At 70.1% G+C, this 12,859-nt stretch carries 12 protein-coding genes; 5 read left to right on the forward strand and 7 right to left on the reverse strand.

Features of this window, described 5'->3' with window-relative positions; translation table 11 throughout:
• Nucleotides 1-571 (reverse strand): surface-adhesin E family protein (locus Q0R13_RS02915; protein ID WP_293899192.1); only part of this gene is annotated, 571 nt, incomplete at its 3' end.
• A 300-nt stretch (nt 572-871) separates the two neighbouring features.
• Between Q0R13_RS02915 and Q0R13_RS02920 the strand changes: the two genes are divergently transcribed.
• Complete coding sequence (locus Q0R13_RS02920) at nt 872-2,020, forward strand: hypothetical protein (RefSeq protein WP_293899195.1); 1,149 nt, start codon at nt 872-874, stop codon at nt 2,018-2,020.
• Between the two features lie 15 nt (nt 2,021-2,035).
• Here Q0R13_RS02920 and Q0R13_RS02925 read toward each other — a convergent pair whose 3' ends face one another.
• Entirely contained in the window at nt 2,036-3,358 is a 1,323-nt protein-coding gene (locus tag Q0R13_RS02925) for an HWE histidine kinase domain-containing protein (RefSeq protein ID WP_293899198.1), read from the reverse strand.
• A 230-nt stretch (nt 3,359-3,588) separates the two neighbouring features.
• On the opposite strand from Q0R13_RS02925, the gene Q0R13_RS02930 reads away from it, so the two are divergent.
• Complete coding sequence (locus Q0R13_RS02930) at nt 3,589-5,271, forward strand: PAS domain-containing protein (protein ID WP_293899201.1); 1,683 nt, start codon at nt 3,589-3,591, stop codon at nt 5,269-5,271.
• Here the strand turns inward: Q0R13_RS02930 and Q0R13_RS02935 are convergent.
• The 3 genes from Q0R13_RS02935 to Q0R13_RS02945 all read right to left on the reverse strand — a co-directional run bounded on the left by Q0R13_RS02935 (nt 5,268) and on the right by Q0R13_RS02945 (nt 8,676).
• The gene (locus Q0R13_RS02935) at nt 5,268-5,675 is read right to left on the reverse strand and encodes a response regulator (protein WP_293899203.1); all 408 of its coding nucleotides are present in this window, start codon (nt 5,673-5,675) and stop codon (nt 5,268-5,270) included. The genes Q0R13_RS02930 and Q0R13_RS02935 overlap by 4 nt on opposite strands.
• Nucleotides 5,659-7,989, reverse strand: a complete 2,331-nt coding sequence (locus Q0R13_RS02940; RefSeq protein ID WP_293899206.1) for a PAS domain S-box protein — start codon at nt 7,987-7,989, stop codon at nt 5,659-5,661. The genes Q0R13_RS02935 and Q0R13_RS02940 overlap by 17 nt, the downstream gene beginning before the upstream one ends.
• 126 nt (nt 7,990-8,115) lie before the next feature.
• The gene (locus Q0R13_RS02945; protein WP_293899208.1) at nt 8,116-8,676 is read right to left on the reverse strand and encodes an MIP/aquaporin family protein; all 561 of its coding nucleotides are present in this window, start codon (nt 8,674-8,676) and stop codon (nt 8,116-8,118) included.
• 267 nt (nt 8,677-8,943) lie between these two features.
• On the opposite strand from Q0R13_RS02945, the gene Q0R13_RS02950 reads away from it, so the two are divergent.
• Entirely contained in the window at nt 8,944-9,966 is a 1,023-nt protein-coding gene (locus Q0R13_RS02950; RefSeq protein ID WP_293899211.1) for an aspartyl/asparaginyl beta-hydroxylase domain-containing protein, read from the forward strand.
• Nucleotides 9,967-10,199: 233 nt separating this feature from the next.
• Here Q0R13_RS02950 and Q0R13_RS02955 read toward each other — a convergent pair whose 3' ends face one another.
• Nucleotides 10,200-10,781, reverse strand: a complete 582-nt coding sequence (locus Q0R13_RS02955) for a DUF1697 domain-containing protein (RefSeq protein WP_293899214.1) — start codon at nt 10,779-10,781, stop codon at nt 10,200-10,202.
• Nucleotides 10,778-11,398, reverse strand: a complete 621-nt coding sequence (locus Q0R13_RS02960) for a glutathione S-transferase family protein (protein ID WP_293899217.1) — start codon at nt 11,396-11,398, stop codon at nt 10,778-10,780. The genes Q0R13_RS02955 and Q0R13_RS02960 overlap by 4 nt, the downstream gene beginning before the upstream one ends.
• A gap of 157 nt (nt 11,399-11,555) precedes the next feature.
• On the opposite strand from Q0R13_RS02960, the gene Q0R13_RS02965 reads away from it, so the two are divergent.
• The gene (locus Q0R13_RS02965) at nt 11,556-12,239 is read left to right on the forward strand and encodes an MFS transporter (RefSeq protein WP_293899220.1); all 684 of its coding nucleotides are present in this window, start codon (nt 11,556-11,558) and stop codon (nt 12,237-12,239) included.
• 63 nt (nt 12,240-12,302) lie between these two features.
• Nucleotides 12,303-12,686: a hypothetical protein gene (locus Q0R13_RS02970; RefSeq protein ID WP_293899223.1), complete on the forward strand. Its 384-nt coding sequence runs from the start codon at nt 12,303-12,305 to the stop codon at nt 12,684-12,686.
• Nucleotides 12,687-12,859: the final 173 nt, after the last annotated feature.

Below are 12,859 nucleotides of genomic sequence, written 5' to 3' on the forward strand. Positions count from 1 at the left end.
CGGCCGGCGGCGGCGCGGCCGGGGCGGCGGTTGCCGGCGGCGGCACGTCGGCCCGGGTCACCTTCACGCTGGGAGCCTCGAACGGTCCCTTGAAGCTGGTGTCGCAGGCCGCGCGCCAGGCGTTGTCCAGGGCCGTGCCCGGCTCCGGCGCGCGCCACTCGGTCTCCGCCGCGCGCAGCAGCCGCCGGTCGCCGATCAGGTTGCGCTCGGAATAGCCCGTGGTGTCGCCCAGCCGCACCCGGTGGCCCTGGCAATCGGCGGTCATCGAGACGTGCCAGGACAGCGCGCCGGTGCGGGCATAGGTTTCCGCGCTCAGCGCCTCGGCGCGGATCACCACCCGCGGGCCCTGGCCGCCACCGGCCGGAAAGGTCGAGACGATCGAGGTCAGCGCCTGCGGCGTCACCGCCACCACCCGGTCCGGCAGGATGTCGGTCTCGCGCTGCAGCCAGGCCAGCATCGGCTCGCGCTCCAGCGACGGCGGGAACCTCGGCTGGCCAGACGGTTGCGCCGACGCCGCGCCGCCGGCCAACCCCATCGCCACCGCGCCGGCCAGCATGACCCTAGCCCGCATAGGCATAATCCCTCTCCCGATCGACGCCGCAAACTGTTCGCGATCCCGCGATGTGGCAAGCGCCGCGTCGCACCCCGACTGTGGATGCACAACGGCGTTATTCGGATTCGCCGTCTTCGCGCCCTATTGCAACCGCAAGGCCCCCAAAGTGGGCAGGCGCAGGGTCTCGCGAATGCCTCATAATACAGTCGAATTTCGAATCGGCGGATTCAGCTTCCAGTTACACGACACGGTTAAACTGGCGGCGATCGCGGATGCGGCAATTTTGGCAGGCCCCGATCCGCCTCGGAGCAGAATGCAGTGGGTAAGGCGTCCGACCGGACATTTCGCAGCCTGCGCGGTCTCGAAAAGACCGCGTCGACCAGCCGTGTGCTCAATCTCGCCGCCCTGGCGATCCGCAACGCCGACAACCCCGAGCACCAGAAGAACCCGTTCTTCGTCGCCGGCACCCTGAACGGCGCGGTGATCGTGCGTCACCGCCTGCGCGACCAGGAGCGCGAGTCCTTCGACCGGCTGCGCTACACCGCCATCAAGCTGATCATCCCGTTCGAACGCTCCGACCTGGGCCTGGGCGGCCGTTCGCTGTTCGTCTCCGAACGCGGCTGGCTCGACACTTTCGAGGAGCTGCGCGGCGAGGCGCCGGAACTGCCTCGCGACATCGCCGTGCTGGAGGCGATCGACGAGCTGCCGTCGCTCGACCCCTTTCTGCTGCGTGAGCACATGAAGCGCCGCGGCTTCGACATCAGCCCCAGCCACTTCGAGATCTCCGCCCCCGACCTGGCGCGCATGCAGCGCTTCGTGGGCGCCGAGATCTCCAAGCTGATCGAGCTGGCCTACCGCGACACCGACGGCATGGAAGGCAACATCGCCCGCCTGGTCGAGGCGCTGCTCTCGGCCAAGACGGACGACCGGCTGGAGCCGCTGCGCCTGACGCTTCGCCTGGAGAAGGAGAACTACAAGGAAGGCATCTTCGCCTGGAAGGGCTTCCTCTACTACAAGTGGGTGCTGAACAGCCTCTGGGCCAATCTACGCGACGTGTTCGCCGAGCTGGGCCGGGTCCGCGTCGTCGGTCCGATCGACACCGAGACCGCCGCCGAGCTGGAGGCCACCAAGGTCCGCCTGCGCCAGAAGATGGAGCGACAGGTCAAGACGGTGATGAACCACCTCAACACCTACGACGAGGTGTTCGCCCAGCTCACCACCGAGGGCAACGCCGTGGCGTTCCGCGACTTCCTGCTGAAGTCGCCGGACATGTTCCTGTCGTTGGGCGAGGGCTGCGGCCTGGTCAGCCACATCGCCACCTTCTGGCGCTACCAGTTCCCGCGCGGCCGGCCGCTGGCCGCCAACGTGATCCAGCTGATGGATGTGCTGCAGGACTTCGAAGCTAGCCTCGGCGTCGAAACCCCGGAGTCCATCGCCGACGCCGAACGCGCCGCCCAGATGGGCTGAGGTCGGGGTCGCGCCCTATGCGTCCAGCGCCGCCTCGACGGAACACACCACACCTTCCGGCCGGAACTCCAGCCGCACTGTGCCACGCAGTTCCTCCGCCAGGCCCTGCTCCAGCATCCTAGCGCCGAAGCCGCGCTGCCGCGGCTTGGCCACCGGCGGGCCGCCGCACTCCGTCCAGGTCAGCCGCAGCCGGCCGCCCTGTATCGTCCAGCGCACCTCCACGCGGCCCTGCGACGAGGACAGCGCCCCGTACTTCACCGCATTGGTGGCCAGTTCGTGCATGGCCAGGCCCAGGGCCACGGCGGTCTTCGGCTCCAGGTTCACCAGTGGGCCCTCGGCGGTCAGCCGTCCGTCGCCGGCATGGTGCGGGGCGACGGCCATGGCGACGATCTGGCCGATCGCGGCGGCCTCCCAGTTCTGCTGCGTCAGCACGTCGTGCGCCGCCGCCAGCGCGGTAAGCCGGCCTTCGAACGCCTCGCGCGCGGCCTGCGGCATCCCGCCCGAGCGGAACGACTGCCAGGCGATCGCCTGCACGATGGCCAGCGTGTTCTTCACCCGGTGGTTCAGCTCGTTGATCAGCAGCCGCTGATGCTGCTCGGCGAGCTTGCGCTCGGTGACGTCCATGTTGGTGCCCACCATGCGGATGGGCGAGCCATCGGCGGCGTAGAGGAACCGCGCCGCGCCCTCCACCCAGCGCACCGCGCCGTCGGGTCGCCGGATGCGGAACGCGAAGTCCATCAGTTCCTGCCGCGCGGCCATCGCCGCGGCCATCGCGGTCTCCATCTCGCTCAAGTCCTCCGGAAGCACCTGAGCGCCCCAGGCCTCGATGCTGCCGCCAAATTCGCCCGGCGGCAGGCCGAAGAGCTGGTGCTCCTCGCGGCTCCAGACGATCTTGCCGCTCGGGATGTGCCAGTCGAAGATGCCGATGGCGTGGGCGCCCACCGCCAGGTCCAGCCGCCGCTCGCTGCGGCGCAGCGCCTTCTCGGCGTCGGCCCGTTCGGTGATGTCGTCCACCGACACCCCGATCCCCTCGTCGCCCAGGGGCGAGACGCGCACCTCGACCGTACGTCCGTCCCGGAGCGCCGAGGGCGCGGTCATCCGGCCCGGTTCGCGCGCCTCCATGGCCCGGTGCAGCAGCCGGCCGAATTCGGTCTCATGGCCGAAAGTGTAGAGCTCCCAGAAGTTGCGCCCCAGCACCTGGCTGCGCGACGCGCCGAAGAAATCCTCGGCCGAGCCGTTGAACATGATCACCCGCCAGTCGCGGTCGACGGCGTAATAGGCGTCGCTGATGCTTTCCAGCACAGCGGCCAGCCGCGCGTCCGCCAGCGGATCGGCCAAAGGGGCTCGGCGAGGTTTCTTCAAGATTTTCCTGCAACTGTCAGCGCCTGATACTACCGATCAAGCCACAGCGGGGCGCGGACGTCACGACGGAACCCAGGCATGGCCTTGTGGCGGCGGCCCGGGACCGGCCATAACGACCGCTAGTTGCGGCCAAGTCCCCCGGGGAGCGCGCCATTTCCAATCCGTCGGCGAGCCAGGACGGCGGTCAGAGCCGCCAGATCTCCGAGATGCTCGACAGCTTCGGCGATGGCTTCATCGCGTTCGATTTCCAGTGGCGTGTCACCCACTGCAATGGCGGCGGCGCCGACCGCTACGGCCTGCGCCGCGAGGACATGCTGGGCCGCATGGCCTGGGACCTGCCTGGCATGGGCGAAGACCAGGTCATGCACGGCTTTCTCGAACGCGCCCTGGCCACCGGCGCCTCGATCGAGGCCGAGGTCCGTTCCGAGCTCCGCGGAGGCCGCTGGTTCTATCTTCGCGCCTTCCCGCTGGAGGGCGGCCTCGGCGTCAGCTCGCGCGACGTGACCGAACGCCATGAGCAGACCCGCCGCGAGCGCGATCAGGCCGAACGCCTGGAGCTGGCCCTGGCCACCGCCGGCTTCGGCGACTGGCGCTGGGATCCGGTCACCGATCTGGTGGATCTGTCGCACCGCGCCGCCGAGATCATCGGCGTGCCGCCCGGCGCGAACACGACCTGGACAGAACAGCTCAAGCACCTGCATCCCGACGATCGCGACGCCGCCCAGGAGGCGGTTCGCAAGGCCATCGCCGAGCGCACCTTCTACGAGATCGAATACCGCTTCTTCCGCCTGGCCGACGGCGCCGAGCGCTGGATGATGGTCCGCGCCCGGGCCCAGTACGCCGAGGACGGCACGCCGACCGGCATGCTGGGCGTGCTCACCGACATCACCGACGCCCGGCTCGAGCGCGACCGCATCCGCGCCGACCGTGCCCGCCTGGCCGAGAGCGAGGCCCGCTTCCGCGCCATGGCCGACAGCGCCCCCGCGCCGGTCTGGGTCACCGACAGCACCGGCGCCCTGGTCTTCGCCAACCGCGCCTTCTGCGAGCTTGCCGCCATGCCGCTGGACAGGATGTTCGGCGATGGCTGGATCGAGATCATGCACCCGGAGGATCGTCCGCGGATCGCCGCGGCCCGCGCCGAGAACCGCCACCATCGCCAGCCGCTGTCCTGGGAGGCCCGCTTCTGGCTCTCGCCGGGAGAGTGGCGCTGGCTGCGCACAGCCTCCCAGCCCCGGTTCGACGAGGCCGGCGAACTCCAGGGCTATGTCGGCCTGGCCATGGACACCACCGACACCCACCGCGCCGAGGAACGCCAGCAGCTGCTGATCAACGAGCTGAACCACCGGGTGAAGAACACCCTGGCCACCATCCAGTCGCTGGCCCGCCAGACCCTGCGTGAAGGCGTCGAGGTGCGCGAGGGCCGCGAGCGGCTGACCGACCGGCTGCTGGCGCTCTCGGCCGCCCACAACGTCCTGACCCGCGAGAACTGGGAAGGCGCGGACCTCGGCGAACTCGCCCATGAGGCCGTGCGGCCCTACGACGACCCGGCCGCGCCGCGCATCGCCGCCGAGGGTCCGCCGGTCCGCCTCGCCCCCAACGTGGCGCTGGCGCTCTCCATGGCCCTGCACGAGCTGGCCACCAATGCGGTGAAGTATGGGGCGCTATCGGCGCCGGAGGGTCGCGTGGCCCTGGCCTGGACGCTGAACCCGGCCGGCGACGGGATCGACCTGACCTGGCGCGAGACCGGCGGCCCGCCGGTCGTCGTCCCCTTGGCCACCGGCTTCGGCTCGCGCCTCCTCGCCGGGCTCGGCGGAGAACTGAGCGCCCCCGCGGCCATGACCTACGCCGCCACAGGGGTCGTCTGCCGCCTGCGGGCGCCGGTGGCTTAGGCGGCGGCCCGGGCCGCGCGGGCGAACAGGCGGCCGACCCGGGCCAGCAGCTGGTCGTCCTTGAACGGCTTGGACAGATAGTCCTTGGCGCCCAGCTGGATCGCCCGGGACACGTCCTCGGCGTTGTTGCGCGCGGTCAGCACCATGGTCAGGGTCCGCTCGGTCAGGCCTAGCGGCTGCATGTGCGCCAGCACCCCGAACCCGTCCAGGTTCGGCATGTTGATGTCCAACACCATGGCGTCAGGCCGGAAGTCGGCCAGGCGCTGGATCGCCTGCATCCCGTCGCTGGCCCCCTGCACCTGGTACTCGGCGATGGCCAGCCGGGTCAGGATCAGCTCCAGCAGGAACGGGTCGTCCTCGACGACCAGGACTTTGCGTGGACGGATTTCAGCACGCAGCGGCATGGGTCTCTTCCTCGTCGTCGAGGCCGGTCCACTGGGTGACACGGCCGATGGTGGCGTACATTTCGAGCGGGGCGATGGGTTTGCAGACCACCCCGTTGAAGGCGTCCAGGTCACCCTCGCCGGCGATGTCGGCGTCGGCGGTGAAGGCCAGCACCGGGATGTCGCGGTTCGGCCCGTCGGTGGAGCGCAGGCGCGCCAGGGTTTTGTGGCCGTCCATGCCCGGCATCCGCAGGTCCATCAGCACCACGTCGAACGGCGCCGCCGCCATCCGCTCCAGCGCCTCGATCCCGCAGCCGGCGTCGGTGACCTCCGCTCCGGCGGCTTCCAGCACCTTGCGGGCCAGCTCGCGGTTGACCGGGTTGTCGTCGACCACGAACACCCGCGTGCCGTCGATCGAGGCCAGGTCGACCTCGTCGGAGAGCCCGGCCGGCAGCTCGGCCGGCGGCGCCGGCAGCACCAGGCGGAAGGTCGAGCCCCCACCCAGGCGGCTGTCGACGTCGATGGTCCCGCCCATCGCCTCCGACAGCCCCTTGCAGATCGCCAGCCCCAGGCCGGTCCCGCCGTGCCGCCGCGTCATCGACCCGTCGATCTGGGTGAACCGCTGGAACAGCAGCGCCTGGGCTTCGGGATCGAGGCCGGGCCCGGTGTCCGAGACCTCGATCGCCACCCAGTCCGGCCGCGGGTCGGCGCTCACCGCCACCCGGATGACGCCGGTTTCGGTGAACTTCACCGCATTGCCGATCAGGTTGACCAGCGTCTGGCGCAGCCGCTCGCTGTCGATCATCGTCGCGCAGCGCAACAGGCTGGGGTCGGCGGAGAACGCCAGCGACAGGCCCTTGGCCTCCGCCTTGGCCGAAAACACCCCCAGGGTCTCGCGGCAGACCTCGACCACGTCGGTGGGCCGCGCCCGGATCTCGATCTTGCCGGCTTCCAGCTTCGAGAAATCCAGGATGTCGTTGACGATCGCCAGCAGCGCGTTCCCAGCGGCCGAGATCCGCGCGACGTAGGCCGCCGCCGGCCCGCTCAGCGACGGGTCCTCGCGCAGCAGGCTGGTGAACCCGACCACCGCGGTCAGCGGCGTGCGGATCTCGTGGCTCATGTTGGCCAGGAACTGCGACTTCACGACCGTGGCGGCCTCGGCGTCCGCCCGCGCCGCGGCCAGCGCCTGCTCCTGCTCCACCTGCAGGGTCACGTCGCGGATCACGTCCAGGAACCCGGTCGGCTCGCCGCTCTCCGGATCGGTCAGCAGGTTCGGACTGGACTCCATCCACAGCAAGTCGCCGCTCATGCCGTCGCGGCCGCGCCAGCGCACGTGCTTCGAGGGCTCGCCGTTCAGCATCCGGCCGAACACCCGCGACACCTCCTTGGCGTCGGCCGGCTCCATCTGGTCGCTGAAGTGCGCGCCCATCAGCAGGTCGGGGTCCCAGCCGGCGCGGCGCACGGCGCGGCTCACATAGACGATCCGCCCGGTCAGGTTGGTCATCACGATCATGTCCGAGGTATTTTCGGCGATCAGCCGATAGCGCGCCTCGCTCTCCACCAGCGCCGCCTCGGTCTGGCGCTGTTCGGTCAGGTCCTGGACCTGGGCCACATAGTGCTTCGGCGAGCCGTCGGCGTTGCGGACGATCGACACGGCCAGATGCACCCACACCACATGCCCCTCGGCATGCTGGTAGCGCTTGTCCAGCCGGTAGCTCTCGATCTCCCCCGCGGTAAGCCGCTCCAGCAGGTTCAGGTCGGCGTCCAGGTCGTCGGGATGGGTGATGCTCTGGAAGTCCAGGTTCTGCATCACCGCCGACGGGATGCCGACGATCCGGCAGAACGCGTCGTTCACCCGAAGGAAAGAGCCGTCCAGCCCGACCAGCGCCTTGCCGTTCGCGGCATACTGGAAGGCGGCCTCGAACAGGTTGGCCTGCTCGCGAGCCTCGACCTCCAGCTGGTAGCGCTGGGTGATGTCGCGAAAGGTGTTCAGCCACTCGATCGGCCGGCCGTCCGGGCCCGGGATGATCTTGGGATTGCCCTCCATCCAGACCCACCGTCCATCGGCCGTGCGGAACCGGTGCTGCCGCGTCGCCACCGGTGGCGTCACCCCGCGCTGCAGCAGCTGCGAGTTGCGCGCGAAGCTGGCCCGGTCGTCCGGATGGATCAGGTCGATGCCGGACGTGCCCAGCAGCTCGGCCGGCGCATAGCCATAGAGACCCACCGAGGGCGAAACATAGGTCACCCGGCCTTCGCCGTTCACCCGCACGATCACGTCGCGGCTGTTCTCCGCGACGAAGTCAGACGTGGCCTGGTCCGAAGTCGACCTGTGCACCGGTGAAGCCCTTCGCCGTGGCCACCGTGAAACCGAGGCCGTCGAGGCCACCATGCCCGGGCATCTGATGATGTTGAGTTAACGCAGGCGCCCCAAGGCGCGGCGAAACACCGCGAATTCAGTCGGCTAGTCGACCTTGACCATCGCAACGGCGGCGGGGCGAAACAGCCAGGCGCAAAGGCCCGCCGCAGCCAGCGCGCCGGCGAGTTGACCCGCCAGGAAGCCCGGGACCGACACCGGCGCGATGCCCGAGAAGCTGTCGGTCAGGCTGCGCGCCAGGGTCACCGCGGGGTTCGCGAACGAGGTCGAGGCGGTAACCCAGTAGGCGGCGGTGATGTAGAGCCCGACCGCCGCGGGCGTCAGGGCCGGGCGAAAGCGGAGCGTACCCAGGATTGTCAGGATCAGGCCGAAGGTCGCCACCGCCTCGGCGAAGACCTGGCCGGGACCGTCGCGGAGTTTCGTCGACACCTGCCAGATCGATGCGGCGAACATGGCGTGCGCCGCCCACACGCCCAGCACGCCGCCGACCACCTGCGCGGCCAGATAGGCGACCGCGTCGCGCCAGGCGAGCTCGCGCCGCAGGGTGAAGACCAGGTTGACCGCGGGGTTGAAGCGGGCCCCCGAAATCGGACCGAAGATCGAGATCAGCACGACCAGGCCGGCCCCTGTCGCCAGGGTATTGCCCAAGCTTCGCCATAGGGCCTGCCTGCCGTAGCGAAATTATATATCCGTGTCTGGCGCAGTTGGATCGGATCAGTGTTCAAATGTTTCCGATCTGTTGTTGTCAGCCCGGACTCGTCTGCTAGCTTTTCCCGAACCCACGCTTTCACACACTTGTATCGGTAGGACGTTATTGTTACGGCCGCGACATCAATTGTGACGGGATGCGGTCATCATTCACGACCTCGGCGGCCCTTCGGGGGTTCCGACGGTCCAGGACAGGGGTCGCACAGCGTGTCGGATAGGGACGGCGAAGGCGTCGGTGGGCTGATCGACGCGATCGAACCGGGCGCCTTCCGCGCCCTGCTGCAGGCCGCCTGGGGCCATGAGCGGGCCGGCGAGTCCCGCGCCGCCGCGGCCACCTACCGCACGGCGCTGCAGTCCATTCCCCGCTTCCTGTCCTCGCAGTTCCGGCCGGTGCTGGAGCACGCCAGGGCCTGCGTCGACGGCAATGACCTCGCACTCGAGACCTTCCTCGAGGACCAGATGCGCGACCTGCGCGCCCGCCACGGCAACCAGTCGCTGGACCGGTTCGACAAGTGCATGGCCACCCTGCTGCGCAAGCGCCGCGTCTACCGCCCAGCGCCCAGCTTCATGTACTTCCCGCAGCTGCCGGCCCTGGAGTTCTATCCGCGCGACGCCTTCCCCTGGCTCGACCGGCTGGAAGCGGCCGCCGCCGACATCCAGGCCGAGCTGGCTCAGGTCCTGGCCGACGGCCCCGCGGCCCTGGAGCCCTATGTCTCTGCGGAAGGCGCGCCGCAGGACCGCTGGCGCGAGCTCAACAATTCTCGCCGTTGGGGGGTCTTCTATCTCTGGCGGGCCGGCGCGCCGGTCGCTGAGAACCTGGCCCGCTGCCCCAGGACCGCCGCCGCGCTCGAAGCGTGGCCCCGGTGCGAGCTGCTGGGCACCGCGCCCTCGGCGGTGTTCTCGATCCTCGACGCGAAGACCCGCATCCCGCCGCACGTGGGCGTCAACAACGCCCGGCTGATCGTCCACCTGCCACTGGTGGTCCCGCCCGACTGCGGCTTCCGGGTCGGCGCCGAGACCCGCTCATGGGAGCCCGGCAAGGCCTTCGTGTTCGACGACACCATCGAGCACGAGGCCTGGAACAACAGCGACGAACCCCGCGCCGTGCTGATCCTCGACATCTGGAACCCGTATCTCAGCGAAGCGGAACGCGAGATGGTCAGCGCGCTGACCGCCGGCGTCGGCGAATTCTACGGCGACCTGCCCGCCTACGCGACGGGCGCGGCTTAGAGCCTTTCTGGTTCAAGTGGAGTCACTTGAACCAGATAAAAAGGCTCTACCTCTTTGAATTAGAGCGCGTCGGGCGGCGAAACCGGGATCCACTTTCGCCTGACGCGCTCTAGCCCCGGCAGGCTCGCGCCGACCTGCCGGCCACGATGGCGCGTCAGCGCCGCTTGATTCGCCGCCGGGATTGAAACGCCGCTGACGCCGCGCGTCCGTGTGGGCCTGTGTGGGTCCGTGGTTCAAAGAGCCAGCGTTTGTCGCGTGCGCTGAATTGGACGGCAGCGCGCTACCCCCGCCAGCAGCGCCGCCAGCTTGCCGACCGTGTTCCAGTTGCGCGCCGTGCCGCGCACCTTAAGCCGGCGCTCGATCGCCGCGTTGGACAGCTTGGAGGTCCCCACCCCGTTCGGGAGCCGGATGTAGAGACACCCCGGCCCCGGCCGCAGCGCCTCGCCGGCGACACAGAGCGACGCGAGGCTCTCCAGCTCTCCGCGCGGCGGGCCGGTCAGGAACATCGCCAGCAGCCCGTTGGGCTGGGTCTTCGCCGCGTCGGGAAACGGATTGGCCGCGATCACCGCCGCCAGCTCGGCATGGTCGCGCACCAGAACGTCGGTGACGATCCCCAGTTGCGCCTGGATCGCCGCCTCCAGCGCCGCGCCGGCCGCCCGGCCCGATCCGGTCGTCCCGAACAGCACATTGCCGCTGGCCAGCAGGGTCGCGGGCGCGTCGAACCCGGCCTCGGCCGCGATCTGCTTCAGGTCGGCCATCAGCACCTTGCGGCCGCCGACATTGACCGCCCTGAGCAGGCCGGCGACCCGCTTCACCGCGACGCCGCCTCCCACTCGAGGAACTCGGGCGTCTCCAGCAGCCGCTGGCAATAGTCGCCCGCCGGGCCGGTGTCGCCATAGTCGCTGAGCGTCACGCCATAGGTCCGGAACCGGGTCGCCACCGGCGTGAAGAAGGCGTCGGCGATCGACCAGCCGCCCGCCAGGAACGGTCCGCCGAACCGGGCCAGCAGCCCGTTCCACTGCTCGACGATCCGCCGGATATCCTTGCCCGTGGCCGCCGACAGCTCAACCGGCCGGGGCGTCGCCGCGAGGTCCATCGGGCACTCGCCGCGCAGCGAGGCGAACCCGGAATGCATCTCCGCCGCCGCCGCCCGCGCCAGGGCCCGCGCGGTGCGATCGGCCGGCCAAAGCCCCGGCGCCCGCTCGGCCAGATATTCGCAGATCGCCAGCGAGTCCCAGATCGTCAGGGCGCCGTCCTTCAGCACCGGCGCCAGGCCCGACGGCGAGTGCACCCGGATCGCCGCCTCGCTGACCCCGTTCTCCTCTCGCAGCTCCACCAGGGTCTCGCTGAACGCCAGCCCCGAACGCCGGATCACCAGCCACGGCCGCATCGACCACGTCGACCACGTCTTGGTGCCGATCACGAGTTCCATGCGCGCGCCTCCGTCTGCGGGCTAGCTACCCGCCGCCCCGCGCCAAGTCCACGTCCGCCGGCCCGAGACGGACGACCCGCCATGGCGGATTCGACATTGCCCACCTGCCCTCTACTGTCGGCGGCAATCCTAAGCACGACCCCAGGAAACGCCGGCGATGACCGATATCTCCACGCCCACGGGTGAAGGCCTCGTGGACGGACGCGCCGCGCATGTCGACAGCCCGGCGCCGGTGTCGGCGGCCTATCGCACCTACGCCCTGTGGCTGCTGATGCTGATCTATGTGGTCAGCTTCCTCGACCGCCAGGTGATCAACATCCTGGCCGAGCCGATCAAGAACGACCTCAAGCTGGCCGACTGGCAGCTGGGCCTGCTGTCCGGCTTTGCCTTCGGCATAGTCTACACCATCCTGGGCTTCCCGCTGGCCCGGGCCGCCGACCGGCACAACCGTCCCTGGATCATCGCCGGCTGCCTCACCGCCTGGAGCGGCTTCACCATCGCCTGTGGCTTCGCCACCAACTTCTTCTGGCTGGTCCTGGCCCGCGGCGGCGTGGGCATCGGCGAAGCCGGCTGCACGCCGACCTCCCACGCCCTGATCGCCGACTACACGCCCAAGGCCAGGCGCGCCTCGGCCCTGGCGTTCTTTGCCATGGGCACGCCGATCGGCTCGCTGCTGGGCCTGGCGCTGGGCGGCTACCTGGCCGACACCTTCGGGTGGCGCAAGGCGTTCCTGGTGGCGGGCCTGCCGGGCCTCCTGATCGTCGCCACCCTGGTCGGCACGGCCTCGGCCCTGCTGTTCTGGCTCGCCCGCGGCCGCATCCGCGAGGAGATGGTCAGCTGAAGCTTTCCCCTCGCCAGCGTCGTATAACGGCGTGATACATGCGGACGTCCGCGGGAGGCCGCCATGCGCCTGATCCTCAGCCTGACCTCCATCGCCGCCAGCGCCGCCGCCATCGCCCTGGCCGTCAGCCCCCCGGTCCCGGCCCATGCGCAGGGGTCCGGCATGAACTGCTACGCCAACGTCGGCGGCCGCTCCAACTGCGGCCTGGCGGCCAACGCCCTGCTGAACCGCCTCGACGGCGAGCCCTCCGAACGCCACGCCGCCCTCGACGCGCGCCACCTGCGCCAGGTCCGCGCCGTCGACAACGCCATCAAGACCGGGCACTGCGACCAGGCCGTCGCCCTCGCCCAGAAGTCCGGCGATCGCCTGCTCGCCAGCAGCGCCGCGCGCCTCTGCGCCGCCCCAACCGACGCCGGCTCAGCCACGCCCGCCGCGCCCCCGACCTAGGCCCCCCGACCTGAGGCCCCCCCGACCTGAGGCCCCGGGCATGACAAAGCCGCCGGCCTTGCGGCGGGCGGCTTGTCGGCGTTCGAGGTCGGTCGGCCTAGACGGCGGCGACCGCGAGGCGGCGACGCGAGCGGAGCATCATGCCCGCACCGCCGAAGCCGCCGATCATCAGC

Origin of the sequence: Phenylobacterium sp., assembly GCF_025351295.1 — a bacterium.
Lineage (GTDB): Bacteria > Pseudomonadota > Alphaproteobacteria > Caulobacterales > Caulobacteraceae > Phenylobacterium.

Bases quoted from the DNA above. Each gene is read 5' to 3' on its own strand.
- Q0R13_RS02930 (WP_293899201.1), top strand. From the start codon at position 3,589: ATGCTCGACAGCTTCGGCGATGGCTTCATCGCGTTCGATTTCCAGTGG.
- Q0R13_RS02935 (WP_293899203.1), bottom strand. From the start codon at position 5,675: ATGCCGCTGCGTGCTGAAATCCGTCCACGCAAAGTCCTGGTCGTCGAG.
- Q0R13_RS02960 (WP_293899217.1), bottom strand. From the start codon at position 11,398: ATGGAACTCGTGATCGGCACCAAGACGTGGTCGACGTGGTCGATGCGG.
- Q0R13_RS02965 (WP_293899220.1), top strand. From the start codon at position 11,556: ATGACCGATATCTCCACGCCCACGGGTGAAGGCCTCGTGGACGGACGC.
- Q0R13_RS02970 (WP_293899223.1), top strand. From the start codon at position 12,303: ATGCGCCTGATCCTCAGCCTGACCTCCATCGCCGCCAGCGCCGCCGCC.